The sequence below is a fragment of the Methylophaga sp. UBA678 genome (assembly GCF_002299105.1).
Lineage (GTDB): Bacteria > Pseudomonadota > Gammaproteobacteria > Nitrosococcales > Methylophagaceae > Methylophaga > Methylophaga marina.
On record NZ_DBNG01000002.1, the window covers coordinates 86,151 to 111,411 of the forward strand.

Sequence of the window (25,261 nt, forward strand, 5' to 3'; positions counted from 1 at the left end):
TATGGCCGTTCATGACATCCTCTCACAAGATGAAGTAGATGCGCTGCTCAATGGCTTGGGCGATGGCGATATTGAAACAGATGGGTCAGAGAATAGTGACAATGCCGGTACCCGTCCCTACGACTTCGGTAATGAAGAGCGTATTATCCGCGGCCGAATGCCGACCCTGGAAATGATTAATGAGCGTTTTGGTCGTTATTTAAGAATTAGTCTGTTCAATATGCTGCGGCGGTCTGCCGAGATCTCTGTCGGCGGTGTTCAGGTAATGAAGTTTTCTGAATACATTCATACTCTTTTTGTGCCCACCAGCCTCAATCTGATTCACCTGCATCCTCTGAGAGGCACAGGGTTAATTGTTTTTGAACCTAAACTGGTATTCACCTTTCTGGATAACTTCTTTGGTGGAGATGGACGCTTTCAGGCTCGTATTGAAGGTAGAGAGTTCACCTCAACCGAGCTTCGAGTCATCAATATGGTACTCAACCTGTGCTTTAAAGATCTGACAGAAGCCTGGTCACCCGTCATGCCGGTTGAATTTGAGTTTGTTAACCACGAAGTGAACCCACAATTTGCCAATATTGTCAGCCCGAGTGAGGTCGTGGTCATCTCTACTTTCCATGTGGATTTAGATGGTGGCAGTGGCGATATACACATTACTTTTCCCTACTCCATGTTGGAACCTATTCGGGAATTACTGGATACCGGTTTACAAAGTGATCGCAGCATGGATGATGGGCGCTGGGAAAAATCCATGCGCGAAGAGATCATGCTCGCCGATGTAGAACTTTGGGCAAACTTATCTCAAGCGACATTATCGCTTGGACAAATATTGAAGTTAAAACCAGGGGATATCATCCCGATTGAGATGCCCAAACATGTGACGACCATGGTTGAAGATATCCCCATGTTTCGTTCCACATTTGGTGAGCATCATGAAAAAACAGCGTTAAAAATCATGGAGATTATTGAACATCCTCATGATACGAATTCTACAATCCACCTGAAAAAAGGTAAAAAGCTATGAGTGAAGACACCCAAACACAAGATCAGGCGCTGGCTGACGAATGGGCGGCTGCACTGGAACAACAAGGTGATGCAGCTGAAACAGAAGAAGATCCCTGGGCAGCCGCTTTAGAAGAACAAGCAGCATCAGAATCCACACAACAAGCTAATCCAGCTCCGGTTGCCAAGCTGGATGATGAAGGCAAACCAAAATCGGATGTTGATCTGGATATGGTGATGGATATTCCGGTCACGATATCAATGGAAATCGGCCGTACCAGAATCAGTATTCGCAACCTGCTTCAATTAAGTCAGGGGTCTGTGGTTGAACTCGACAGATTAGCTGGTGAACCTATGGACGTGCTTGTTAACGATACCCTTATCGCCCACGGTGAGGTCGTGGTGGTCAATGATAAATTTGGTATTCGACTGACCGACATCATCAGTACTTCAGAACGCATCAAGAAACTACGCTAATGAAAAACGCATGGTGCCTGTTAACAAGTATTTTTGTCTCCGCCCCCGTTTTTGCTGCAGCTGAATCGGGCGCGCATACGCTCAACCAGTCGCCCCTGTCAGCAGTCAACTTATTGCAAACGATATTGGGCTTAGCTCTTGTTTTAGCTTGTATCGTGGCAGTGGCTTGGTTATTGAAACGCACCAACCGTTTTCATACTGCTGCCAATGGAAAACTTAAAGTCATTGCTGGCATTGCATTAGGCACCAGAGAACGATTAGTTCTGGTTCAGGTAGGTGAAGAGCAATTGCTTTTAGGCGTTACCGCACAACAAATCAATACCTTACACAAACTAGAAACGCCATTAAGCGAGGCGGAATCCTCAACACCGAATGAGTTCGCCAATAAACTCCGTCAGTTTATGCAGCGAGGTGACGCATGATTCGCCTGCTTCTCAGTTTATTCTTACTGACATTTCCATTAGTCAGTCTCGCTGAGCCGGGAATTCCAGCCGTAACAGTGACGGATGGTGAAGGTGGACAAAGTTATAGTGTCACCCTGCAAATTCTGGCGTTAATGACTTTACTCACATTATTGCCTGCGGCATTAATGATGATGACCTCCTTCACTCGCATAATTATCGTATTGTCGATTTTACGTCAGGCGATTGGTGTGCAGTCCACCCCCTCGAATCAAGTATTAATTGGTCTGGCATTATTTCTGACTATTTTTATTATGCATCCGGTATTCAATAATGCCTACAATGCGGGTGTTGTGCCGTATATGAATGGTGATATTGAGTTTACCCAAGCTATTGAACAAACTGGACAGCCGTTTAAAGAATTTATGCTTGCTCAAACACGGGAAAGTGATATTGCTTTGTTTGCCTCTATTGGTGGCTATGAAGAGATGCAAACACCACAAGACATTCCGTATAGCTTATTACTACCTTCATTTGTCACCAGTGAATTAAAAACGGCTTTCCAAATCGGCTTTTTGATTTTTATCCCTTTTTTAATCATCGACCTTGTCGTAGCCAGTGTCTTGATGGCCATGGGTATGATGATGCTTTCGCCTATGCTGATTTCCCTGCCTTTCAAATTAATGTTGTTTGTTTTGATTGATGGTTGGGCCTTGCTCATGGGTACCTTAGCTTCGAGTTTTTACGTGTAATTATGACGCCAGAAACTGTCCTCACCGTTATGCAGCAAACCCTACAGATCATTTCGATTTTGATTGCTGCCATCTTGCTTCCCGCTCTGCTGATTGGCTTATTGGTGAGCATGTTTCAGGCGGCGACATCGATCAACGAACAAACCTTAAGTTTTATTCCGAAACTATTTATCACGCTATTGGTTTTAGTGATGGCAGGGCCTTGGATGTTGGAAATGGTGCTGGGTTTTACTCGTCGCTTGTATGAAGAAATACCATTTCTCATCGGTTAACTATGGAAATCAGCACCGCTGAGATTACTGGCGTGTTAGGGCAATACATGTGGCCCTTTATCCGTATTGCAGCCATGATTATGGTCGCTCCCATTTTTAGTAGTAATTTTCTGAGCGCGCGCACCCGCATCATCATCGCTTTAGCCATTAGTATCGTACTGGTTCCCAATATTCCTGCGAATGTGCCTACCGTCGAACCGTTGAGTATGGAAGGTTTTTTGATCATTGCTCAACAGATCCTGATTGGGGCCTGCATGGGGTTTATGCTGCAACTCCTTTTTAACGCCTTTATTGTGGCTGGGCAAATCATTGCCATGCAGATGGGGTTGGGGTTTGCTTCCATGGTGGACCCTCAAAATGGCGTATTAGTCCCTGTAATAAGTCAGTTTTATCTTATTTTCATAACTTTGTTATTCATCACGGTAGATGGTCATTTGATTCTGATAAAGGTGTTATCAGAAAGTTTTGTCACCATGCCCATATCCAGTAGCGGTCTAACACCTACTGATCTTCGTGATGTTGTGGCACAAGCGAGTTGGATGTTCGCTGCTGGCGTAATTATTGCTCTACCTGCCATAGGTTCTATCATGATGGTGAATCTGGCGTTTGGCATCTTATCGCGAGCGGCTCCTCAGATCAGTCCATTTTCTATCGGTTTTCCGATGACCATTGTGATGGGTTTTATCATTATGTTTGTCACGCTCCCTTTAGTGGCCGATCACTTAATGGACATGACGGATCATATACTGCAATTGACAAGGCTTATGGTGGTTCAGGATGGCTGAGCAAACCGGACAAGAAAAAACAGAACAGCCTACGGGTAAGCGTTTAGAAGACGCCCGGCAAAAAGGCCAAGTACCTCGTTCAAAAGAATTAACAACTGTCTTGGTCCTGATTGCTAGTGCCATCGCCTTATTCATCATGGGTAGTAGCCTGATTGAGGATATGGCTGCTGTGATGAATGAGTCACTGGTATTGAGTCGTAAAGAACTGTTTGATCCTATGGCGATGGTGCATCACTTCATTCACATGATCGAAATCATCTCATTTGATTTAGGTCTGTTTCTCGCTGTTACCGTCATTGCTGCTTTGGCTGCTCCGGCCTTAATTGGTGGCTGGAATTTCTCTACACAAGCCATGGCATTCAAGCCAGAAAAAATGGATCCTATCAAAGGGCTTAAACGTGTTTTTGGGCCACAAGGTCTGGTTGAGTTGGGTAAAGCCTTAGGGAAATTTATTCTTATCGGTGCGATATCGACGGTTATCTTATGGGGAATACGTGACCAATTATTGACGCTTGGCACTCAGGAAGTGAACGTTGCCATGACAGATTTAGCGTATTTGACCTTGTGGGTATTTCTGGCAATTACCGCGAGTCTGATCTTAATTGCATTAATTGATGTGCCTTTCCAGCTATGGAATCACAGCCGACAATTGCGGATGACAAAGCAAGAAGTCAAAGATGAAATGAAACAGACGGATGGTAACCCTGAGGTCAAGGGCCGAATCAGACGTATGCAAATTCAAATGTCTCAACAGCGAATGATGCAGGATATTCCTTCCGCTGATGTGGTTATCACCAACCCAACTCACTATGCTGTGGCAATGCGTTATGACCAATCTCGATCTGGTGCTCCAATTGTTGTTGCTAAAGGCGCTGATTTAATTTCACAACAAATCCGTTTGGTCGCAGAGAATAACGATGTACCTATTTTAGCCGCCCCTCCTCTGACTCGTGCTGTTTATTACTCAACAGAAATCGGCGAAGAGATCCCATCTGGTCTATATATTGCAGTAGCTCAAGTACTGGCTTTTGTATTCCAGTTGCGGCGCTACCGTAAACAAGGTGGTAACAAACCGCATCTGAATCCAGAAGATTTGCCCATACCGGATGAATACAGACGAGATTAATGTTAGATGGAAAATAATGTACTGGCGGCCCGTTTTAAATCAGTCGTAAACGGTCAATTAGCCACACCAATGCTTCTGGTGGCATTGCTGGCCATGGTGATTCTGCCTTTACCAGCGTTTATGCTGGACATGCTCTTCACTTTTAATATTGCTTTATCACTGGTGATCGTATTAGCCAGTATTTACATGCTAAAACCGCTGCATTTTGCAGCCTTCCCAAGTATTTTGTTGATAGCGACCTTACTCAGGCTCGCCTTAAATGTGGCTTCAACCCGTATTATTTTGATGGAAGGCCATACCGGTGCTGCTGCTGCAGGAAACGTTATTGAAGCCTTCGGTGAGTTTGTTATTGGCGGTAACTATGCTGTGGGTTTTGTGGTCTTTGCCATCCTGGTTATTATCAACTTTGTCGTTGTCACCAAAGGTGCCACCCGTATTGCTGAAGTCAGTGCTCGGTTTACCTTGGACTCCATGCCCGGTAAACAGATGGCTATAGATGCCGATCTCAATGCCGGCCTTATCGATCAAGATGAAGCGCGTCGTCGTCGTGAAGAAATCATGCAGGAATCAGACTTTTACGGTTCTATGGATGGTGCCAGTAAATTTGTTCGGGGTGATGCGGTAGCCGGGATATTGATTCTGTTTATCAACATTATCGGTGGTTTTATTATTGGCGTTGCCCAACATGATTTAAGTTTTTCTCAAGCAGCACAAAACTACACGCTGTTAACCATTGGTGATGGCTTGGTCGCTCAGTTACCTTCACTTTTATTAGCCTCAGCAGCAGGCCTGCTGATTACACGCTCAACAAAAGAGCAGGATATGGGACAGCAGATTGTTAGTCAGTTGCTGAGCGATCCCAAAACACTGGCTGTCACCTCAACCATTATCGGTGGATTAGGCTTGATTCCAGGCATGCCTAATATCCCTTTCCTGATTCTAGCTGCTATTGGTGGCACCTGTGCATTCCTGATTCATAAGCGTCAAAAAGTTGCCACGGAAAATGAATTAGCAGCAGCACAACAGCCCACTTCAGAAGCTGCAAGAGAACAGCGTGAATTAAGTTGGGACGATCTTAGCCCTGTGGATCCAATCGGCCTGGAAGTCGGATACCGTCTGATTCCTCTGGTAGATAAATCTCAGGGTGGGCAGTTAATGAATAGAATCAAAGGGATACGTAAGAAAATATCACAGGAAATGGGCTTTTTAATCCCTCCCGTGCATATTCGAGACAATCTTGATCTGGCACCAACGGCCTATCAAATCACTCTGTTTGGTGTGACCTTTGGCGAAGCTGAAGTTTATCCCGACAGAATGTTAGCCATTAATCCTGGACAGGTTTTTGGCGATCTGGAAGGCATCAAAACGCAAGATCCAGCTTTTGGGTTAGATGCTATCTGGATTGAAACTGGGCAGCGTGAATATGCACAAGCACAAGGTTATACCGTGGTAGATGTAGATACGGTCATTGCAACCCATCTGAGTAAGATTCTCAACAATCATGCTCACGATCTGCTTGGTCGTGAAGAGGTTCAACATTTACTTGATAACCTGGCCAAGTCTGCGCCTAAGCTGGTTGAGGGGCTGGTGCCAGATACGGTACCACTTGGCACGGTACAGAAGGTTCTGCAGAATTTGCTGGAAGAGAATATTCCTGTGCGTGATATACGTACCATTACTGAATCCATATCAGAGCAGGCCGCCCGTAATCCCGATCCGGAAGCGATCACGGCAGCAACCCGCATGTCGCTCAGTCATTCCATCATTCAGCATATTAATGGTACACGCACTGACCTTCCTATCATCACACTGGATCCAGAACTGGAACAGATATTGCTAAAAACTTTACAGGCATCCGGTGAAGGTGGAGCCAGTCTGGAACCAGGTCTGGCAGAAAATATGCACAAGAACTTGCAAGAAGCGACACAAAGACAGGAAATGACAGGTGATGCAGCCATTCTTGTTGTTCAAGCAGGTTTGAGAAGTTGGATTTCTCGCTTTATTCGCCACTCTATTCCCGGATTGAATGTATTGTCCTACAACGAAATACCGGACGATAAACAAATAAGAATAGTGGCCAATATTGGTCGATAAATTTAGAGTTTGAGGTTGATGTATGAAAATCAAACGTTTCCAAGCAGCTGATGTGCGTCAAGCTATTCGTGAGGTTCGGGATGTACTGGGCCCGGATGCGGTCATACTGTCCAATACTCGTGTCGATGGTGGTATTGAAATTGTGGCTGCTACTGACTATGACGAATCACAGTTTCGTCGTCAGGCGCAAGTCGAAACAGCTTCTATACAAGCACAGCAACCTCCTCGAGTTGAAATAAATCCAACTCCAGACACATATGCGCACGAACAACCACAATCAGCGCCAAAACAAAATATCTGGTCTCAAGAACCAACTCTGGTTCAGATGCGTAAAGAAATTGCTGGCTTACGTAATATGCTACAAAATCAGCTATCGGATCTCACCTGGAAAGATATGGAGCGTCAGAATCCAACCCAGGTACAGCTACTAAAACGTTTTATGCAGATGGGAATTGATGTAGAGCTTGCTAAATCTATTACCGCAAAAATGCATGGTATTGATGATTTGGAAACAGCATGGCGGCATTGTCTGGGCTCATTAGCTTCACAAATTCAGCTCACAGAAGAGGACATTCTGACTCAAGGTGGCATCTATGCTTTGGTCGGTCCAACAGGCGTTGGAAAAACGACCACCATAGCTAAACTCGCCGCCCGGTGTGCTCTAAAGCACGGTGCACGACAAGTTGCCTTGATCACCACCGACTGCTATCGCATAGGAGGTCAGGAACAGTTACGTACCTATGCCCGAATTTTGGGTGTACCTGTGAGAGTGGCCAGAACCCATGCTGAACTCACTGAAACTCTTAATGACCTGCTTGATCGCCGCTTTATCCTGATAGATACTGCGGGAATGAATCAACGTGATATAAAACTGACAGAGAAGTTTGCTGTGATAAAACAGCAGTCCCCTCGTGTCAAAACATACCTAACCATGTCAGCAAACACTCAAGCCAGTGCGATGGATGATATTATTCATGCTTATTCTCACTTGAACTTGAGCGGCTGTATTTTAACTAAAACAGATGAAGCCAGCAGTCTCGGTGGTGCAGTATCGGCTTTAGTACGTCACCATTTACCCCTAGCCTATCTGGCAAATGGTCAGCAAGTGCCGGAAGATCTGAGTCTCGCTCGACCCAATACATTAGTTAACCAGGCCAGCGAATTGATGAATGATGAGCAACAACTGGATCCCCAAACAGTATCCAGCTACGGAGGTTTTGCCGCTTATGGCTGAAAATACCCAACCCCATGATCAAGCTGCAGGCCTTCGCAAAATGACGCAAGCCATCAGGCCCGTTAAAGTGATTGCTATTGCCAGCGGCAAAGGTGGTGTAGGTAAAACAAATGTGACGGTTAATCTCGGCGTCGCGTTAGCTGCTTTAGGAAAAGAAGTTGTCCTGCTTGATGCGGATTTGGGCTTGGCAAATATTGACGTGATGTTAGGGCTCCATCCCCAATACAACTTGTTGCATGTATTAGATGGAACCAAATCACTCAGAGACATTATTGTTGAAGGCCCTTCTGGCCTGAAGATTATCCCAGCCGCTTCTGGTGTGAAAAAAATGGCTGAACTCAGCACGGCTGAACATGCCGGCATGATCCAAGCCTTTAGTGAGATGGATCAACACATCGACGTGCTATTGATTGATAGCGCGGCAGGTATTGCTGACAGTGTTATCACTTTTAGTAAAGCGGCTCAGGAAGTGATTGTTGTGGTTTGTGACGAACCAGCCTCAATCACAGACGCCTATGCTTTGATTAAGCTTCTCAGCCGTGAGCATCAGGTTGAACGCTTCCATATCGTGACTAATATGTGCCGAAGCGTGCAGGAAGGTCGTGAACTTTTTGATAAGATTTCTTTAGTCTGTGATCGCTTTCTCGACGTGACCCTGGACTTTATGGGTATAGTACCGTTTGATGAAGATTTAAGACGGTCAGTGAAAAAACAACGTAGTGTAGTAGAAGCATTTCCACGTAGTAAAGCGGCTACGGCATTTGCACATTTAGCCAAAAAAATTGAATATTGGCCTGTACAGAAACAACCTCGTGGCCACATGGAATTTTTTGTTGAGCGACTCATTCAGGCAAGTATGGAAATGGCATGAGTAACAGAGCAGTCATGTATACATCGGGTCAAAGTAAATCAGAGTTGATTGAGCAACACGCGCCTCTGGTCAAACGAATCGCTTATCACATGATTGCGAGATTACCAGCGTCAGTTGATGTTGAAGATTTAATTCAGGCAGGCATGATTGGCCTACTCGATGCCTCTCACCAGTACAACTCCGCTCAAGGCGCAAGCTTTGAAACCTATGCAGGCATCCGTATACGTGGTTCCATGCTGGATGAAATCCGCCGCAATGACTGGGCGCCCAGATCGGTGCACAGAAAAGCCCGTGAAATCGCGGAACAAATGCATAAAATCGAACAGGAAAAAGGACGGAATGCTTCAGACAGTGAGGTAGCCGCGGCGCTTGGTATCGATATCAACGAGTATTATCAACAACTGCACGATTCAAGTGGTTATCAGGTTTTTAGCCTGGATGAGTTTACTGATAATGATGAAACCCAGGCTCACCCTATATCTGTCGGCCCCAGTGGGCCAGATGATGAAGTTCAGGATGATGATTTCCAACAGGCATTGGCACAAGCCATAGACACACTCCCAGAGCGTGAGCGCTTATTAATGAGCCTGTATTATAATGACGAATTAAATTTAAAGGAGATCGGCGAGGTTCTGGGCGTAAGTGAGTCCAGAGTCAGTCAAATTCATAGTCAGACTGTGATTCGACTTCGCGCCAAACTTCGTGACTGGATTATGTAATTTTGGAGGTGTGCTTTGGATAAAAATATGAAAATCCTGATCGTGGATGACTTTTCCACTATGCGTCGGATCATAAAAAATCTGTTACGGGATTTGGGATTCAACAACACGCAAGAAGCCGATGATGGCTTAACAGCTTTGCCCATACTTCAAGCAGGTGGAATTGATTTTCTGGTCACTGATTGGAACATGCCCGGCATGCAAGGGATTGATCTACTAAAAACAGTCCGTGCTGATGAAAAACTCGCCTCATTGCCAGTACTCATGGTAACCGCAGAGACCAAACGCGAACAAATCATTGAAGCTGCACAAGCGGGTGTCAACGGTTATATCGTCAAACCATTCACTGCAGCGACGCTCAAGGAAAAAATCGAAAAGATTTTTGAACGCATTAACGCACAATAAGGAGCACTCGGCTCATGGCTTTAGTAAATCAGGCAACCCAATTGGATGCAGCAAAAGCCCTCGTTGAGGCGCTTGAAAAAAATGATGAGAAAGCGGCTGAGGAGCAATTGACTATTCTTGCAAAAGCACAGGAAAGTCAGTTATTCAAAGAAGTTGGCAAACTGACTCGCGAATTACACGACTCCTTAAATAATTTTAATCTCGACGCCAGACTCATTGATTTAACTCAAAATGATATGCCTAACACACGTGACCGACTTAACTATGTCATCACCACGACTGAAGAAGCAGCACATAAAACGTTAGGTTATATAGATAACACCCTACCTTTGGCTCAAGAACTCCGAAATACTGCCGAAAAGATAGATGAGAGCTGGCACCGTTTTCGGAAAAAGGAAATGAATGCAGATGAGTTCCGCATATTGGTAAAAGAAATCGAAAACTATTTACCGACAGTGAAACAACATGCTGATCAAGTTCATCATAATTTATCTGAAATGATGTTAGCTCAGGGCTTCCAAGATTTGACCGGACAAGTGATTCGTCAGGTGATTAGCTTGGTAGAAGAAGTGGAAGATAGTTTGGTGCAGTTAGTCAAAGTGGCTGGCAAACCTCAACCGTCTTCTAATAAAAAAGAAATTGACCCAATTAAAGCTGAAGGTCCACAGATAAACGCACAAGATAATCCGAATGTGGTGAATAACCAGGATGATGTGGATGACTTGTTATCTAGCCTTGGCTTCTGAGGAAATGATTCATGGCGCTGGATACAGATGATGAAATCCTGCAAGACTTTCTTGTTGAAGCAGAAGAAATATTAGAAGGTCTGAACGAACAGCTTGTAGAGCTCGAAAATAGCCCACAAGATGCTGATCTCCTTAACTCTATTTTTCGTGGTTTTCATACCATTAAAGGTGGGGCAGGTTTTCTCAGCCTGGAAGCAATGGTCAATCTTTGCCACAAAAGTGAAGATTTATTCAATCTGCTAAGACAAGGTGAACGCTTTGTTGATGCCGATATGATGGACACCTTTCTTAAGGTGCTCGACATATTGAATACCATGTTTGCGGAAATCAAATCCGGTCAATACCCCAGCCCGGCTGATGCTGAAGTCATTGAGTCATTATCAGCTTATTTAAATAACGATTCAGCCCCCGCTGCTGCACCTGAGCCCGAACCAGAACCTGAAGTGGTCGAAGAAGTCACTCCTCCCCCTGCTTCAACTGAGTCAAGTTCAGCTGATGCGCCTGCAGATGACGAAATCACAGATGATGAATTCGAAGCCTTGCTAGACCAGTTACATGGTAATTCAGCACCTGGCATAAAAGACTCAGAAAAAGCACCAAAAGAACCGCCTGCTCCTGCGGCTTCCGCGTCAAGCTCATCCAACAGTGACGATATCACTGAAGAAGAATTTGAAGCATTGCTTGACGAATTACAAGGTGCGAAAAAAGCAGAAACGGAAAAACCAGTGCCGCCACCAGCAGCACCTAAAGCAGCGCCCTCTCCTAGCACTGATAAAGCGGCAGAACCTAAGGCTCCTACACCTACACCAAAGCCACCAGAAAAAGCAGCATCTGAAAAGGTCGAAGCAAAGGCAGCACCAGCTAAACAAGCTGCTGATACCAGTGTACGTGTTGATACAAGTCGTCTCGATGAAATCATGAACATGGTCGGTGAATTGGTGCTGGTACGAAACCGGATCAGTACACTCGAATCTTCATTTGAAAATGAAGAGATGGCAAAAGCGGTCAATAACCTTCGTGTTGTCACGGGTGACCTGCAAACGGCTGTAATGAAAACGCGCATGCAACCGATCAAAAAAGTATTTGGTCGCTTCCCGCGAGTGGTTCGTGATATTGCCAGAAGCCTGAAAAAAGATATTGATCTTGAACTACGTGGTGAAGAAACTGATCTCGATAAGAACTTAGTCGAAGCTCTCGCAGATCCGCTTGTGCATTTAGTCAGAAACGCTGTTGACCATGGTGTTGAAATGCCTGATGTCCGAGAAGCTGCTGGTAAACCGCGTCAAGGTAAAGTCGTACTATCTGCAGCTCAAGAAGGTGATCATATTCTTCTCACTATCGCAGATGATGGTGCGGGTATGAACCCGGAAACGCTGCGTCGCAAGGCGGTTGAAAAAGGCATGATGGATGAAGACACCGCCGCCAGACTTACCGAATCAGAGTGTTTTTCACTAATCTTCTCTCCCGGTTTTTCCATGAAGCAGGAAATTTCAGATATTTCTGGCCGTGGTGTGGGTATGGATGTAGTGAAAACCAGCATATCTAAACTCAATGGTGTCATAGATATTCAATCTGAAGTGGGTGTGGGCACAACCTTGTCCATCAAAGTCCCTCTAACGTTAGCCATTATGCCGACATTAATGGTCATGCTCGGTGAGCAGATTTTTGCTTTCCCACTGGTGAACGTGAATGAAATTTTCCATCTCGATCTTTCTAAAACCAATGTCGTTGATGGACAACAAACCATTATGGTGAGAAATAAAGCCTTACCCTTATTCTACCTCAGCAAGTGGCTGACCAAAGGTCGAACTGATGGTAAAAAACCAGAGATCGAGCATGTTGTTATTGTGAATGTGGGTACTCAGCGTGTTGGTTTCGTTGTTGATGTATTGCTAGGTCAAGAAGAAGTTGTAATTAAACCACTTGGAGCTTTGTTACAAGGAACTCATGGGTTTGCTGGCGCGACTATTACTGGTGACGGCCGCATTGCATTAATTTTGGATTTTCCAGAATTAATGAAAGTCCATGCTAACCGTGGATACTAGGAGTAAAAGTGACGGTTAAGGTTCTGATAGTCGATGACTCAAGTTTTTTCCGTAAACGTCTTGCTGAAATCATAGCAACTGATCCGCGACTCCAGGTTATTGCCACGGCCAGTAATGGTGAAGAAGCCATTCGAGAAGTACAGCGTCATCACCCAGATGTAGTGACTATGGACTTAGAAATGCCGGTGATGGATGGCATCACAGCTGTTCGAAAGATTAAAACCATTCGTCATACACCGGTTTTGATGTTGTCCACCTGGACAACTGAAGGCGCCAAATCGACTTTAGATGCATTGGAAGCCGGAGCCACTGACTTTTTACCAAAACGCTTTGAAGATCTATCAAGCGATAAAATTGAAGCTCAGCGTAAGCTCTGTCAACGTATTTACCAGCTAGCCAGTGGTTTTCAGGCCAGTCAATCAGACATACCTGCCAATAGAGCCACTAACAGTCAAACACAAGTGGCTGCCGCTAAACCCGAAAAATCATTCAATACCACACCTGAACTGGTTGCTATTGGCACTTCAACAGGTGGGCCCGTTGCTTTACAAAAAGTGTTAACGCAGTTACCAGCGAGTTTTCCCTGCCCAATTTTACTCATTCAGCATATGCCGGCCACCTTTACGCCATCATTTGCAGAACGTTTGAATACACAATGTGCGATTCGAGTAAAACAGGCTGAAAATGGTGAGCATTTAGTACCAGGAACAGCTTATCTCGCCCCTGGTGGTGAACAAATGTTGCTTAAAGGCCGGCCGAATAATCTCTATCTCAGTATTGAGCCGGGGGATGTGAAGGAGACCTATAAACCCTGTGTCGATTTGACATTTGACTCTATTGCACACATCTGTGGCTCAAAAACCTTAGCGGTGATTTTAACGGGTATGGGTAGTGATGGTCGTAATGGCTGTGAAAGTATCAAGAAAAAAGCAGGCAAGATCTGGGCTCAAGACCAGCAAAGTAGCACGATTTATGGCATGCCTATGGCAGTGGCCAAAGCCGGATTAGCTGACAAAATATTGGATATTAATGAAATTGGCCGTCAACTGGCGGAATTGAGTTGATATGGATATTTTAAGTATCCTCGGTCTGATAGTCGGTTTTGGTGCCATATTAGTGGGCCAGTACCTCGAAGGCGGTCATATCGACACCATACTGAATGCCGTTGCATTATTAATCGTTATGGGAGGTACGCTCGGTGCTGTGATGCTGCAAACCCCAATGAGCACTTTTCTTCGTGCGATGCGTATGTCTTTATGGATTATTAAGCCCCCCAAATTATCGGCTCATCAGCAACTAGAAAAAATACTGGAATGGAATCAGGTCGCTCGTCGGGAAGGCTTAATCCGATTAGAGTCTATGGCGATTGATGAATCTGACCTTTTCACTCAAAAAGGTTTGCAATTGATTGCTGATGGCATTGAACCAGAAGTGCTGCGAGAAGTATTAGAAAACGACCTGGATATTCAAGAGTCGGATGATTTTCAGGCAGCAAAAGTGTTTGAAGCTATGGGTGGCTACTCGCCGACTATCGGTATTATTGGCGCAGTAATGGGATTAATACATGTCATGGGTAATCTCGCCGATCCGGCCTCACTTGGCTCAGGAATTGCAGTTGCTTTTGTGGCTACCATTTATGGCGTTGGTCTCGCTAATTTATTGTTTTTACCCATAGGTAATAAGTTAAAAGCCCTGATTAATAAACGTAGTCGCCTTCAAATGATGTTAATCGAAGGTTTGATTGGTGTTGCAGACGGAGACAACCCAAGAAATATTGAAAGTCGTCTTCAGGCCTATTTAAATTAAGTGATGCTCTATGGCACGTCGAAAAAGACATGAAGAACATGAAAATCACGAACGTTGGCTGGTCTCTTATGCTGACTTTATCACCCTTCTATTTGCGTTTTTTGTTGTCATGTATTCGATTTCATCAGTGAATGAGGGTAAATATCGTGTACTTTCCGACACACTTGAAGCCGTATTTTCAGAGTCTGTTCGAAGTAAAGATCCAATACAAATTGGTGAAATCAGTCGAGGTGAAGGTGAAATTAAGCTTGAGCCTATAGCCCCTGTGCCGGTTATACTTGAAGAAGCACCTCTTCCTGAACTGAGCAATAAGATGCCTCTTACTGCGTCGGATAATGATATCCGAACGATCAACGATTTATCTCAGCAATTCACCTCCGCTTTATCGGACTGGATAGGCACAGAAGATGTAACTATCAAACAAGGTGAGGACTGGTTAGAGCTCGAAATCAAATCACGGGTGCTATTCGAAAGTGGTGAAGCCAGATTGGCCCGACCCGCCATACCGGTACTTGGCGAGATTGCCAGTATTCTGCAAACATCGGCTAACCCTATCCAGGTCGAGGGCTTTACTGATAACAACCCGATCAATACTCCCCGCTTCCCTTCCAATTGGGAATTATCTGCTGCACGGGCTGCCAGCGTTGTTCACCTACTAGATAGATACGGTATCCAACCTGATCGCATGTCTGCTATTGGTTATGGAGAATACAAACCCATTGCCAGTAATGATACTGAAGCAGGTCGTCAAAAAAACCGTCGTGTTGTGCTCGTGGTATTAGGTAATGATATGAGTCGCCGTGACATCACTGTTTTTGAACACACTGATGCCTTGACTACTCCACAGGCCCCCACAGCCATCAGTAATGATGGCAGCCAATTAGGCATTGATAATAGAGGGGGACAATAATCATGGCCGTTTGGGCAGTGTGTAATCAAAAAGGTGGGGTAGCAAAAACCACGACAGTGGTATCGCTTGCCAGCTTACTTGCTCAACAAGGCGAACCAGTGCTTATGCTGGATCTTGATCCACATGGCTCCTTAACGACTTACCTTGGTTATGATCCAGACGCTATTGAAACCAGTATTTACACCTTATTTCAGCAGTTAGATAACACCCCTAAAGAAGCGATTTTAAAAAGTCTGAAGAAAACACGTCATGACAATATTTTCTTGTTACCTGCCTCTACAGCTATGGCCACACTTGACCGACAACTTGGCGCACAACAAGGTAAAGGCTTAGTCATACGAAAAACTCTCAGCTTTTTCAAAGATCGCTTTAAACACGTACTGATTGACTGTCCCCCAATGCTTGGGGTGTTAATGATCAATGCTCTGGCCGCCTGTGATAAGTTGGTTATTCCTGTACAAACAGAATTTTTATCGCTCAAAGGTCTGGAGCACATGCTACATACCGTGTCGATGATTAATCATTCTCGACGTAGTGCTTTGCCTTATTTTATTGTGCCTACCATGCATGATGGCCGAACAAAAGCTGCAATAGATTGCCTTGCAGAACTGCATAAACGTTATGAAAAGAATGTCTGGAAAGGCTTTGTTCCAGTTGATATAGGCTTTCGTGAAGCCAGCAAACTTGGACTCCCCTTACCTGAGATGGCCCCTGATAGTCCTGGCGCAAGCGCCTATCGGCAGCTATTGACCGTCTTGAGCGAGCCAGAAGTGAGTGTATCCAATGGCTAAGAAGCCTATTTACGATCAGAAAGATGCCCTGTCAGCCTATTTTGATGACATGTTGGCTGACTCACATACACGCCAGCCAATTGTTGAAAACAAAACTGAATCGCCTCCAGTTTCGCCGTCATTGAAACAAAATATTGTGTTCCCCGTTGAAGAGTTGGCCGTCCCTGTTGATGCAGAGATATCAGCGCCAACACCTTTACCTTCAGTCACGCAAAGTGAAGTAGAAACATCGTTAAATGTCACTGATCACAAAGTCGCGACTGAACAGGTACAAGACACGGATATTGACACGACTGATGCGATAGCCTCGGACCCGATACAAACAGAGAATGCTGTACTCAAACTATTACTCTGCGATATTGGTGGAATAAAAGTGGCGATCAAAGTCAATGCTTTGGACAATATAATCCGTTGGCCAGAGAAAGATTTGAGTTATATTCCAGGACGTAAATCCTGGGAAATCGCCTTATATAATGACAATGGACAAAATACCAATGTCATCGACATAAGAAAGCTCTTGCACTCACCTGAACAGACATCACCACTCAATGCCCATTACATATTACTGGTCAATGATCGTCGAACCGGTATTGCATGTGACACGATTGAGCAAATTATCAATAAAAACAATAATGAGATTAACTGGCGCAATGATACTCATCAGCGACCATGGTTTACAGGGGTACTGAGCGAGACAATGCACAGTGTTTTGGATATATCAGCCATTATCAAGGCGTTAGAGTGATAAAAATGGCATGAAGCCTGCATAATCTTTATCAACAGCTCGCTGTCATAAAAATGACAGCCATATCAGAAGGTCATAAAAATGAGCGAGAAAGATAACAGTAACGAAAATCCCATACTACAGTGGGTCACTTATCAACTTGAAGACGAATACTACGGTATCAACGTCATGCAGGTGCAAGAAGTCTTACGTATGACAGAAATCGCGCCTGTACCTGGTGCACCACCGTATGTACTTGGCATCATTAATCTACGCGGCAATGTGGTGACTGTCATTGATACGCGGATGCGTTTTGGTTTGAGTGCCATTGAGCCTGATGACCGTGCACGCATCATTATCGTAGAAGTCTCCGGTCATGTGATCGGCATGCTCGTCGATTGTGTAGCTGAGGTGGTGTATTTACGCCAATCTGAAATTGATACCGCTCCCAATGTCAGTGATGATAGCTCACGTTTTATTCAAGGTGTCTGCAAACGTGAGAAATATTTATTGATCTTAGTAGATGTCAATAAGTTGTTAAATGATGAAGAGATTGCTGATATCTCAGGTTTTTAAAGGGTAACGTTCATGGCTGATGATATTAATCCAATTCAGCCCACGACGCCCCTGCCGGTGAGTCATCCTGTGTCTGATGAGGATAAACCGGCTTCACAGGAACAGCACAAGAAGAAAAAAGACAAAGAATCACCTGAAGAAGAGAAGCCGCGTCCTAAAGAGGACGATAAAGGTGAATTTATTGATGAGTATGTATGAATTCAGACGGATGTCTGGGGAGTAAAGACAATGACTATTTTTGTCGTATTTACAGTGATGAGTGCCGTATTTCTGGTCATCGGTCTTGCCACTATGCGTCTGTTAAAACTGTATCAATTACAAACTAAGCGTATTCACGACCTTCAGAACCAAATTACCGCCTTGTGTGCTGGCGCAGCTGGTACAGATGAACGCATCCACAAATTTGAACAAACCCTGGTTAAACTCAAAGATCACCAGCATAGTCTCGATTTGAATGCCAATCATCAGCCCGGTTATGACCATGCCATTCGTTTAGCCAAAAAAGGTGCTGATATCCAACAGCTGATTAATCACTGTAATTTGAGTGATGAAGAAGCTCACCTGATTACAACGTTACACGGACAACGTCACGTACATTAGTCCTTTGGTTTAGGAATCTTAGCGTTTGGTTTCCCCACCAAAAATCCTTGAACCATATCAACACCATAGCTTTTTAACAGCTCTAATGTGCTTTTTCTCTCAACAAACTCTGCGACCGTTTTTTTACCCAGACTGTGTGCAATATCAATCATCGATTTCACAAGTTGCTGATCCACGGGATCATTATCTAAATCAGTAATGAATCCCCCATCAATTTTTAAGATATCAACAGGGAAGTGTTTCAGATAACTATAAGAATTAAAGCCTGCGCCAAAATCATCCAGTGCAAATCGACAACCCAAGGCACGTAAATCCGATACCATTTTTCTGGTCTGTTCAAAATTAGAGATAGCGTAAGTCTCAGTAATCTCAAACACAATCCGATTGGGATCAATTTGTGTTTGATTAAGTTTATCTCTGACTAGCTTAAATAAGTTCTCATCCAGAAATACATTGCCTGACAGATTAATGGCAAATGACAGGTTTTCTGGCATATTCACGATAAGTTCAAATACTTTCGCCACCACCCAGAAATCAATCTGATGAATCAGTCCCATCGATTCAGCAACGGGGATAAATTCTTTCGGATAGAAAATGACGTTACCTTCGCCACGCATCCGGATTAAACATTCGTAGTGTGAGACTTGTTCAGTATCGAGAGAATAAATCGGTTGAAACTCTAAAAGGAACAAACCTTCCTTCAGTGCAGCGCGTATACGAGGGGCCCATTCCACACTATGACGCAAAGTATGCATTTCGCGGTCTTCAGGGCTGTACAGGTGCACTCGATTACGCCCGCGCTTTTTGGCTGTATAGCAGGCTTGGTTAGAATGCGATAACACTTCACCAACGGTGGTTGCATTATCTGCATCAATAATCTTCAAACCGATACTAGCCGATAGATGGTAATGGTGACCATGATGTTCAAAATCATAACCATCAAATAAATTTCTGAGCTCTTCTGCAAGCTCAATGGCAGTTTGTTTATCCGTGTTATTGACCAGCACCGCAAACTCGTCTGATCCAATTCGTACCAGGATATCGTTGATATTAAAATAACGTCTCAGAGAATTAGCCACTTGTACCAGCAGAGTATCCCCTGCTTCATGGCCCTCAGCATCATTTAATACTTTGAAGCTATCTAAATCGATGTAAAAAAGCGCGCTCACGCTCATAAAATTACGCACCTGACTCAGAGTCATATCCAGTGCATTTTCAAGACGACGTCGATTCGCTAAGCCTGTTAAATCATCATGATTAACTGAAAACTGCAGGCGTGCTTCCATGACTTTAAGATTGGCTAACTCATCTTCAAGTTCTGTTTGTCGCTTAAACGTTTTATCACGCTCACGTTTCACTGCCAGAGCCGTCATAATAGCCGAAGGTAATGATTCTGCAGTCATAGGATGATAAAGCAGCGAGGTCACGCCATGCCCCAAATCCGTCAAAACCTGAGCATGATCCCAGACTGACTGTCTACAGAGTGAGATAATTGGAATTAGACGCCATTCATCAAACTGATCCATCACCAGACGAATATCTTGGGTAGAAATACCCGGTAAATCATCGTCCATTATCAACAGATCAATATCACATAAATCATTGTGGATACTCTGACGAAGCAAAAGCATGACGCCATCAGTATCTGTTGCACTTTCAATATGGGTGAAACCACTAATCTCGAGCAGGGTCTTGGTGAAAGCGGTCTCTGCTGGGTGTCGACCACCAATAATGATCTTTGCATCAAGGAGTTCTTTGACTGAGGCAACGCTAGCAGGAAGATCAGATTTCTGATCAAGCGCTATGTCACGCATCAACGTTTCCTTGATTTTATTTTTCATCAGATAGTGGAGCTACATTCAGTAGACCGGAAATTAAACATGCACTGACGATATCGGATATATATATTAAAATCAACACTTAATGTTAATTTTGTAATGCTAATTATAAAGTTTATGAGTCGCTCGGAACGAAATCTTCATACCTCAAAAGTATTTAGCTCAGTTTCCATTTTTATTTTCTCTTTTATTTACAGGAACTTTTCCTGATATCAGATAGGCGTAAGCAATCACTTCTGCTATCACCCGATAGAGCATCGGTGGAATTTCTTCACCCAAATTCAGTTCACTTAACATCTCAGTCAACAGCGCATCTTCACGCAAAGGAATATTGTGCTCCCGAGCAATCCGGATAATCTCTTCAGCAATATCCCCTTGACCACTCGCCGTGACAATAGGAGCATTCTCGCCATCATATTCCAGGGCAATCGCCTGTAATACATCCTTTTCACTCATACTGAAATATCCACAAGATAATCGTTCAAACGTGTCGTGTTTACAGGCGTTACCGGAGTAACAAGCGCCTGTCTACAACTCAGGTGATGAATGGAAAACCCCATCTCATTGAGTCGTCCATCTAAGTTATCTAAGTGACTTGAAAGTAAGTCTGCACTCTGCTGGCGTTCGGCCAAAATCACCACACTCACATTTTTGTCTTGCAGACTAATACGAGCCTGCATCGGACCTAAATTTTGCGTTTCCAGGTTCAACTGCACTTGCCACAGCACGGAGTCGTCATCTGTATTTTTGTTGGGAAAATGTTGCTCAACTCGCATTTGCAATAGTTCAAGTTGCTGCTTTTCTTTAACAGGTAAATCAAACAACCAGACATTCGCATTGGTATTCAAATCATTATCCTGCACCATCGATAATTGATTGAATTGAATTTTTGCACTGACCGATTCCACATCCTGTAACAAATCTCTCATCATCTGATACTCAATAGCACGTGTAACAGCTTGTTGAGCTGTTGCTGTCATATTCGTGGCCGGCAATGGCATAGCAGTTGACGTATTGGGCGATGCTTGGGGGGATTGTGTTTTTTCAGCCGTTGTAGCTGTTGTTAACCCCGCCAATAAACTGAATAAGAGCTGCGTTGGTGTCTGTCCTCTATTGGCTAAAGCAGGTGAAATTTGCGCAGGTAGCGCACGCAGTTCCTGAGGGGCTGATAACACTTGTTTGATTGCTGTCTGAACCTCCGTAGGCAGTTGTTTAACCAACTCAGGATTATCCAGAATTTTAGGTAGTAATGGTGACTGTATATGTGCTTTCAGCGTATCAGCTAGACGCATTAAGTTGGCTTTCAAATTCTGCTGTAAATTTGGTTGTGCTACATTTTGTTTCAACTGACTTTCAAGAAAAACACCGCTATTGTTGATAGTTTGTTGTAATTTTTCTGGCTGTTGTAATGTCTGCTTATCGACTAAATTTTGGATTACATTGGTCAATGCCTGCCTGACAGGCTCAGGCAAGGTGGGTGTATTTGTGGCCGAGGTATTCATTGTCGCCGGCTTAGTGACGAAATTTTGTAATAACGGTAATAACGCTCTTTGGTAACTGACAATACGCTCTTCACGTGTCGCATTATCTGGCATTATTTTGACTGATAAAGGTAAGGTTTTTAGAATCTCAAGCGCCAGCTTATCGCCAACCTTAAATCCTTGATTAAGGTGACTGACATTAATTTCCATATGCTTGGGTAAAGCCGCATTTAATTGACTAAGTTGAGCTGCTTGCGAAGAGTTAACTGTCGGATCAGTCACAAATTTAGGTGTGACTAACAGCTGGTTTTGTGCGAGTAGCTTCACCACATCGGCAGCGATGACCTGTCCGGCTTTTAATAGCGTAGCTAATGTCGCTGCTTGAATTTCAGGCTTAGCTGACACTACGGGTGTGAGTTGAATCACGGGTTGGCCCGACTCAATAGACTTCTGCAATATAACCTTCTGTCCAGCAGAGAGATCTTGTTGTGTGTTGACGTGGACAACCTTATCTCCGAGCTGAAGTTTGACTTGTTCGGCATTCACTCTTGCGATGACGGTTGCCTCCATTTTTTGTCCGGCAGGCAGCGTGTCTACCAGTTTTGCAGAGGCATTTGAAATCACTTCCGTGTTAGGCTGTTGGAATCTATTTATTTGCATAAAGCCACTATACAAGTCGACATGGTGCTAGTATAGCAATCTGGTTATTGCTAAGAGCAATGGCAATGAGACATAAACACGGACAATGGTATATTCGTAAGCAAGGGAAAATTTCTGGCCCTTTTACAGCTTCCGTTATCAGTAATCATTTAAAAGTGGGGAGACTTACCTCAGATGATGAGGTATCCAGAGATCGACGACATTGGCATACTTTAGCTGATTCTGACGATTTCACTGTCCCCCAACAAAAGGCGTCACCCATCAAGGGTTATCTGGATGAGCGTACTGGTGAGGACAGACGCAATAGCCCACCCACAGAAGTTGACGAGACTATTCTGCAACAACGCAAAGGCGAGAGACGCGAGGAAGAAGCCGACATTGCTCTAAAAAGACGAGCTCTGCGTCGCACCTTAATGCACCGTCATCGCAACCGTCATCAGAAAATACTTTGGCCCAGCTTAATCATTTTAATCATACTCAGCGTGGTCGCCAGTTTAGCCTTTTTTTATCCAACCGAACTGCCAACGCCGCAATCTGATTGTCAATCACCAGCCGCCCCCAATGTTAACTGGAATAACTGTCAGCTTTCTGGTCAACTTCTGACAAATGCTGATCTCTCAATGGCCCAAATGCGGGGTAGCATTCTCACTGATAGCAACATGATGAATAGTCAGTTATCAGGAGCAGATTTAGCGTATAGCGACCTACGTAAAGCAAATTTGAGTTATAGCCAATTAAATAATGCTGATCTTAAAGGTGCTAACCTGCGGGAAGCGGATTTAGTCGAAGCAGATCTATCGAATGCGGACTTATCGTATGCTGATCTAACCAATGCTAATATCAGCGGTGCCATTACTCTCACGACTAAATTAGACAACGCTATATGGATTGATGGCAAGGTGTGTGGCAAAAATTCTACCGGAATGTGCCGACGGTCAGGGCAGTAACGCACCCAATTGACGATCTTGGATGCGAGCAAAAAACCATTGAGCAAATAGGCTGCCGTTTAAAGCCAAGAACATATCCCATTGTGTATCCCAGTTATCACCTTGTGTTCCCAGAAAAGCTTCTGCAGCCTGGGCATTAATCACTGCAGCCGCCCACTCCACAAATTCATAACAAGCACTGATGGCAAGACTGATGGAACACACTATAAAAAATAACCACTTGCCACGTTGCAGTGGTGAAGTTCGTAATAGTATTTCACGGGATAACAGAGCCGGTACCACGCCCTGGATAAAATGACCCAACCTATCATAATGATTGCGGGCTAGATCAAACGTTTGTTGAATCCATTCAAACAATGGATTTTCTGCGTAAGTGTAATAACCACCCACAATTAATATAAAAGCAAAGAGACTGATCGCTCGAACGGAAATAATCGTCAGAGGAAACTGTCTGTGAGTGATAAGCAATGTGGGTATGGCTATCATCACGGGCACGGTTTCCATAAACCAGGTCAACCGGTCTGCCACTGGATCAATAGCAGAAACAAGCAAAGCTATTGAAACTAAACTTAGCCAGACGATTTTCTCTTTATTGCTTGTCAGCATTCTGAAAAGCTCAGAAGACAATCAATGTAGCGTGCGTGGAACAGCTAGGGTAAATGCCGGAATATTGACTTCGAATCGCTCACCATTATCTCCCAGCATCTTGTAATGACCTTGCATCATACCGACAGGTGTATCCAACATTGCTGCGCTGGTGTAAGTGAATTCCTGCTCAGGTGCAAGATAAGGATGCAGACCTACCACACCATCCCCTTCCACTTCCTGCTCATGACCATCACCACCGGTAATTTTCCAATAACGGGACAATAATCTGGCCGATGACTGACTCTGATTCTTAATGGTGATGGTATAAGCAAACAAATAGCGTGCTTTTTCTGGATCAGATTCTTCATCCAGGTAGGTGGTTTCTACATCAACTGAAATATCGTTATTATGTTCATTCATATGTTAATTATACATGGCTTTTTGTGCTAAGAAGCGAGCACCTTTTAGCCCGACTTCATCATCAAGCACGATATGAACCGGTATCTGCTCCATCAACATTGTCATGCGGCCTTTTTCAACAAAACTGTTGATAAATGATGGCGCTCTGAACTTGGCAATATTTTTCAGCAGAATATTACCCACCAGATAAACGCCCCCTCGAGCCAATGTGGTCAGCGCTAAATTACCAGCTTGAGCAGCGTAAATACGTACGAACATATCTAAGGCTTCATTTGCCAAAATATCATTCTTTTCTATGGCGAACTGGCTGATAGCCGATGCGGCATCACCGTTTACCATCGCCAGACGTAACGCGTTATTTTCATCAATTTGCTTATAGTCCCGTAGGAAATGATAGAGACTGACAAGCCCGCTTCCGCAAACAATACGATCATAAGAAACATGGCCATGTCGCTGCTGGAGATGCTCCAGGAAAAGCTGCTGGGTTCGATCTAAGGGGGCAAAATCAACATGCCCGCCTTCTGTTGCAAAAACTTGCCACTGATTCTCCTGCGGAATCAAAATAGCTTGTCCTAATCCGGTACCAGCACCTAATACAACACGGGGATATGACTGATTCGGTTCACCCGCTTGTAACGTCTCAACCTCGCTATCAGCTAAACCCGCAATACCATAACCCACTGCTTCGAAATCGTTACAAAGTATGACCCTTTCAATTGAAAACTGCTTTTCAATGACACGGGCATCTAACTTCCAGGGCAACTTAGTGACTTGGCCATATTGTCCACTCACCGGACCCGCCAGTGCGACACAAGCATTGTTGATAACACACGATTGAGGAAGCTGTTCAATAAATGCCGTCAGGATGGCATCGAAGGTATCAAAGCGCTGACTGTCTAATTTCAGCTTATGGGTCACTTGGCCATTTGCATCGGATAACTCAAATAGCGTTTTAGTCCCACCTACATCGACAGCCAGCACATGTGTCATG

General features: G+C 44.3%; 29 protein-coding genes. 23 read left to right on the top strand and 6 right to left on the bottom strand.

Going from position 1 to position 25,261, the window contains the following annotated elements; all coding sequences use genetic code 11:
• Position 1: 1 nt before the first annotated feature.
• The 22 genes from fliM to B3014_RS00795 all read left to right on the top strand — a co-directional run bounded on the left by fliM (position 2) and on the right by B3014_RS00795 (position 18,336).
• A complete protein-coding gene (gene fliM, locus B3014_RS00690) occupies positions 2–1,024 on the top strand; it encodes a flagellar motor switch protein FliM (protein WP_289243217.1) in 1,023 nt (340 codons plus the stop codon).
• The gene (gene fliN / locus B3014_RS00695; protein ID WP_289243216.1) at positions 1,021–1,479 is read left to right on the top strand and encodes a flagellar motor switch protein FliN; all 459 of its coding nucleotides are present in this window, start codon (positions 1,021–1,023) and stop codon (positions 1,477–1,479) included. Before fliM ends, fliN begins: the two co-directional genes overlap by 4 nt.
• Positions 1,479–1,901, top strand: a complete 423-nt coding sequence (fliO, locus tag B3014_RS00700) for a flagellar biosynthetic protein FliO (RefSeq protein ID WP_289243215.1) — start codon at positions 1,479–1,481, stop codon at positions 1,899–1,901. Before fliN ends, fliO begins: the two co-directional genes overlap by 1 nt.
• Positions 1,898–2,632 carry a flagellar type III secretion system pore protein FliP gene (fliP, locus tag B3014_RS00705; RefSeq protein WP_289243214.1) on the top strand — a complete coding sequence of 245 codons (735 nt, stop codon included), beginning with the start codon at positions 1,898–1,900 and terminating at the stop codon, positions 2,630–2,632. Before fliO ends, fliP begins: the two co-directional genes overlap by 4 nt.
• A gap of 2 nt (positions 2,633–2,634) precedes the next feature.
• Entirely contained in the window at positions 2,635–2,904 is a 270-nt protein-coding gene (gene fliQ, locus B3014_RS00710; RefSeq protein WP_007146641.1) for a flagellar biosynthesis protein FliQ, read from the top strand.
• Positions 2,905–2,906: 2 nt separating this feature from the next.
• The gene (fliR, locus tag B3014_RS00715; protein ID WP_289243213.1) at positions 2,907–3,689 is read left to right on the top strand and encodes a flagellar biosynthetic protein FliR; all 783 of its coding nucleotides are present in this window, start codon (positions 2,907–2,909) and stop codon (positions 3,687–3,689) included.
• Entirely contained in the window at positions 3,682–4,815 is a 1,134-nt protein-coding gene (flhB, locus tag B3014_RS00720) for a flagellar biosynthesis protein FlhB (protein WP_289243212.1), read from the top strand. Before fliR ends, flhB begins: the two co-directional genes overlap by 8 nt.
• A 6-nt stretch (positions 4,816–4,821) precedes the next feature.
• Positions 4,822–6,909, top strand: a complete 2,088-nt coding sequence (flhA, locus tag B3014_RS00725) for a flagellar biosynthesis protein FlhA (protein WP_289243211.1) — start codon at positions 4,822–4,824, stop codon at positions 6,907–6,909.
• Between the two features lie 22 nt (positions 6,910–6,931).
• Positions 6,932–8,143, top strand: coding sequence for a flagellar biosynthesis protein FlhF (gene flhF, locus B3014_RS00730; protein WP_289243210.1), 1,212 nt, complete (start codon positions 6,932–6,934; stop codon positions 8,141–8,143).
• Positions 8,136–9,014 (top strand): MinD/ParA family protein, encoded by an 879-nt coding sequence (locus tag B3014_RS00735; RefSeq protein WP_286303964.1) that lies wholly within the window; start codon positions 8,136–8,138, stop codon positions 9,012–9,014. The genes flhF and B3014_RS00735 overlap by 8 nt, the downstream gene beginning before the upstream one ends.
• Positions 9,011–9,733: an RNA polymerase sigma factor FliA gene (locus B3014_RS00740; RefSeq protein ID WP_286303963.1), complete on the top strand. Its 723-nt coding sequence runs from the start codon at positions 9,011–9,013 to the stop codon at positions 9,731–9,733. The genes B3014_RS00735 and B3014_RS00740 overlap by 4 nt, the downstream gene beginning before the upstream one ends.
• A 15-nt stretch (positions 9,734–9,748) precedes the next feature.
• Positions 9,749–10,138 carry a chemotaxis response regulator CheY gene (gene cheY / locus B3014_RS00745; RefSeq protein ID WP_286303962.1) on the top strand — a complete coding sequence of 130 codons (390 nt, stop codon included), beginning with the start codon at positions 9,749–9,751 and terminating at the stop codon, positions 10,136–10,138.
• 14 nt (positions 10,139–10,152) lie between these two features.
• Positions 10,153–10,884: a protein phosphatase CheZ gene (locus tag B3014_RS00750; protein WP_289243209.1), complete on the top strand. Its 732-nt coding sequence runs from the start codon at positions 10,153–10,155 to the stop codon at positions 10,882–10,884.
• 11 nt (positions 10,885–10,895) lie between these two features.
• On the top strand, positions 10,896–12,929 hold the full coding sequence (locus B3014_RS00755; RefSeq protein ID WP_289243208.1) for a chemotaxis protein CheA: 2,034 nt from the start codon (positions 10,896–10,898) through the stop codon (positions 12,927–12,929).
• Between the two features lie 8 nt (positions 12,930–12,937).
• On the top strand, positions 12,938–13,993 hold the full coding sequence (locus B3014_RS00760) for a protein-glutamate methylesterase/protein-glutamine glutaminase (RefSeq protein ID WP_286303959.1): 1,056 nt from the start codon (positions 12,938–12,940) through the stop codon (positions 13,991–13,993).
• 1 nt (position 13,994) lies between these two features.
• Complete coding sequence (locus B3014_RS00765) at positions 13,995–14,735, top strand: flagellar motor protein (RefSeq protein WP_289243207.1); 741 nt, start codon at positions 13,995–13,997, stop codon at positions 14,733–14,735.
• 10 nt (positions 14,736–14,745) lie between these two features.
• A complete protein-coding gene (gene motD / locus B3014_RS00770; RefSeq protein ID WP_289243206.1) occupies positions 14,746–15,645 on the top strand; it encodes a flagellar motor protein MotD in 900 nt (299 codons plus the stop codon).
• A gap of 2 nt (positions 15,646–15,647) precedes the next feature.
• Complete coding sequence (locus B3014_RS00775) at positions 15,648–16,436, top strand: ParA family protein (protein WP_289243205.1); 789 nt, start codon at positions 15,648–15,650, stop codon at positions 16,434–16,436.
• Positions 16,429–17,181, top strand: a complete 753-nt coding sequence (locus B3014_RS00780) for a chemotaxis protein CheW (protein WP_289243204.1) — start codon at positions 16,429–16,431, stop codon at positions 17,179–17,181. The genes B3014_RS00775 and B3014_RS00780 overlap by 8 nt, the downstream gene beginning before the upstream one ends.
• Positions 17,182–17,262: 81 nt before the next feature.
• Positions 17,263–17,736 (top strand): chemotaxis protein CheW, encoded by a 474-nt coding sequence (locus B3014_RS00785; protein ID WP_286303954.1) that lies wholly within the window; start codon positions 17,263–17,265, stop codon positions 17,734–17,736.
• Between the two features lie 12 nt (positions 17,737–17,748).
• Positions 17,749–17,934: a hypothetical protein gene (locus tag B3014_RS00790; RefSeq protein WP_289243203.1), complete on the top strand. Its 186-nt coding sequence runs from the start codon at positions 17,749–17,751 to the stop codon at positions 17,932–17,934.
• Positions 17,935–17,964: 30 nt separating this feature from the next.
• Complete coding sequence (locus tag B3014_RS00795) at positions 17,965–18,336, top strand: DUF2802 domain-containing protein (protein ID WP_286303952.1); 372 nt, start codon at positions 17,965–17,967, stop codon at positions 18,334–18,336.
• Here B3014_RS00795 and B3014_RS00800 read toward each other — a convergent pair.
• The 3 genes from B3014_RS00800 to B3014_RS00810 all read right to left on the bottom strand — a co-directional run bounded on the left by B3014_RS00800 (position 18,333) and on the right by B3014_RS00810 (position 22,315).
• On the bottom strand, positions 18,333–20,150 hold the full coding sequence (locus B3014_RS00800; RefSeq protein ID WP_286303951.1) for a putative bifunctional diguanylate cyclase/phosphodiesterase: 1,818 nt from the start codon (positions 20,148–20,150) through the stop codon (positions 18,333–18,335). The two genes, B3014_RS00795 and B3014_RS00800, sit on opposite strands and share 4 nt — an antisense overlap.
• Before the next feature lie 186 nt (positions 20,151–20,336).
• On the bottom strand, positions 20,337–20,630 hold the full coding sequence (locus B3014_RS00805; protein WP_286303950.1) for an EscU/YscU/HrcU family type III secretion system export apparatus switch protein: 294 nt from the start codon (positions 20,628–20,630) through the stop codon (positions 20,337–20,339).
• Positions 20,627–22,315, bottom strand: a complete 1,689-nt coding sequence (locus tag B3014_RS00810; protein WP_289243202.1) for a flagellar hook-length control protein FliK — start codon at positions 22,313–22,315, stop codon at positions 20,627–20,629. The genes B3014_RS00805 and B3014_RS00810 overlap by 4 nt, the downstream gene beginning before the upstream one ends.
• 65 nt (positions 22,316–22,380) lie before the next feature.
• Between B3014_RS00810 and B3014_RS00815 the strand changes: the two genes are divergently transcribed.
• Complete coding sequence (locus tag B3014_RS00815; protein WP_289243201.1) at positions 22,381–23,262, top strand: pentapeptide repeat-containing protein; 882 nt, start codon at positions 22,381–22,383, stop codon at positions 23,260–23,262.
• Here B3014_RS00815 and B3014_RS00820 read toward each other — a convergent pair.
• Genes B3014_RS00820 through glk form a run of 3 tightly spaced genes read right to left on the bottom strand, consistent with a single transcriptional unit; the run spans position 23,251 to position 25,260 of the window.
• Positions 23,251–23,868: a DUF2238 domain-containing protein gene (locus tag B3014_RS00820; protein ID WP_289243200.1), complete on the bottom strand. Its 618-nt coding sequence runs from the start codon at positions 23,866–23,868 to the stop codon at positions 23,251–23,253. The genes B3014_RS00815 and B3014_RS00820 overlap by 12 nt on opposite strands.
• 21 nt (positions 23,869–23,889) lie before the next feature.
• Positions 23,890–24,270: a Co2+/Mg2+ efflux protein ApaG gene (apaG, locus tag B3014_RS00825; protein ID WP_289243199.1), complete on the bottom strand. Its 381-nt coding sequence runs from the start codon at positions 24,268–24,270 to the stop codon at positions 23,890–23,892.
• 3 nt (positions 24,271–24,273) lie between these two features.
• Positions 24,274–25,260: a glucokinase gene (gene glk, locus B3014_RS00830; RefSeq protein WP_289243198.1), complete on the bottom strand. Its 987-nt coding sequence runs from the start codon at positions 25,258–25,260 to the stop codon at positions 24,274–24,276.
• Position 25,261: the final 1 nt, after the last annotated feature.

Coding starts and splice junctions, on each gene's coding strand:
- fliQ (WP_007146641.1), top strand. CDS start 2,635: ATGACGCCAGAAACTGTCCTCACCGTTATGCAGCAAACCCTACAGATC.
- B3014_RS00780 (WP_289243204.1), top strand. CDS start 16,429: ATGGCTAAGAAGCCTATTTACGATCAGAAAGATGCCCTGTCAGCCTAT.
- fliM (WP_289243217.1), top strand. CDS start 2: ATGGCCGTTCATGACATCCTCTCACAAGATGAAGTAGATGCGCTGCTC.
- fliO (WP_289243215.1), top strand. CDS start 1,479: ATGAAAAACGCATGGTGCCTGTTAACAAGTATTTTTGTCTCCGCCCCC.
- flhB (WP_289243212.1), top strand. CDS start 3,682: ATGGCTGAGCAAACCGGACAAGAAAAAACAGAACAGCCTACGGGTAAG.
- fliN (WP_289243216.1), top strand. CDS start 1,021: ATGAGTGAAGACACCCAAACACAAGATCAGGCGCTGGCTGACGAATGG.
- glk (WP_289243198.1), bottom strand. CDS start 25,260: ATGACACATGTGCTGGCTGTCGATGTAGGTGGGACTAAAACGCTATTT.
- flhF (WP_289243210.1), top strand. CDS start 6,932: ATGAAAATCAAACGTTTCCAAGCAGCTGATGTGCGTCAAGCTATTCGT.
- B3014_RS00750 (WP_289243209.1), top strand. CDS start 10,153: ATGGCTTTAGTAAATCAGGCAACCCAATTGGATGCAGCAAAAGCCCTC.
- B3014_RS00795 (WP_286303952.1), top strand. CDS start 17,965: ATGACTATTTTTGTCGTATTTACAGTGATGAGTGCCGTATTTCTGGTC.
- flhA (WP_289243211.1), top strand. CDS start 4,822: ATGGAAAATAATGTACTGGCGGCCCGTTTTAAATCAGTCGTAAACGGT.
- motD (WP_289243206.1), top strand. CDS start 14,746: ATGGCACGTCGAAAAAGACATGAAGAACATGAAAATCACGAACGTTGG.
- B3014_RS00785 (WP_286303954.1), top strand. CDS start 17,263: ATGAGCGAGAAAGATAACAGTAACGAAAATCCCATACTACAGTGGGTC.
- B3014_RS00820 (WP_289243200.1), bottom strand. CDS start 23,868: ATGCTGACAAGCAATAAAGAGAAAATCGTCTGGCTAAGTTTAGTTTCA.
- B3014_RS00790 (WP_289243203.1), top strand. CDS start 17,749: ATGGCTGATGATATTAATCCAATTCAGCCCACGACGCCCCTGCCGGTG.
- B3014_RS00740 (WP_286303963.1), top strand. CDS start 9,011: ATGAGTAACAGAGCAGTCATGTATACATCGGGTCAAAGTAAATCAGAG.
- B3014_RS00815 (WP_289243201.1), top strand. CDS start 22,381: ATGAGACATAAACACGGACAATGGTATATTCGTAAGCAAGGGAAAATT.
- B3014_RS00810 (WP_289243202.1), bottom strand. CDS start 22,315: ATGCAAATAAATAGATTCCAACAGCCTAACACGGAAGTGATTTCAAAT.
- B3014_RS00775 (WP_289243205.1), top strand. CDS start 15,648: ATGGCCGTTTGGGCAGTGTGTAATCAAAAAGGTGGGGTAGCAAAAACC.
- B3014_RS00800 (WP_286303951.1), bottom strand. CDS start 20,150: ATGCGTGACATAGCGCTTGATCAGAAATCTGATCTTCCTGCTAGCGTT.
- fliP (WP_289243214.1), top strand. CDS start 1,898: ATGATTCGCCTGCTTCTCAGTTTATTCTTACTGACATTTCCATTAGTC.
- B3014_RS00735 (WP_286303964.1), top strand. CDS start 8,136: ATGGCTGAAAATACCCAACCCCATGATCAAGCTGCAGGCCTTCGCAAA.
- fliR (WP_289243213.1), top strand. CDS start 2,907: ATGGAAATCAGCACCGCTGAGATTACTGGCGTGTTAGGGCAATACATG.
- apaG (WP_289243199.1), bottom strand. CDS start 24,270: ATGAATGAACATAATAACGATATTTCAGTTGATGTAGAAACCACCTAC.
- B3014_RS00765 (WP_289243207.1), top strand. CDS start 13,995: ATGGATATTTTAAGTATCCTCGGTCTGATAGTCGGTTTTGGTGCCATA.
- B3014_RS00805 (WP_286303950.1), bottom strand. CDS start 20,630: ATGAGTGAAAAGGATGTATTACAGGCGATTGCCCTGGAATATGATGGC.
- B3014_RS00755 (WP_289243208.1), top strand. CDS start 10,896: ATGGCGCTGGATACAGATGATGAAATCCTGCAAGACTTTCTTGTTGAA.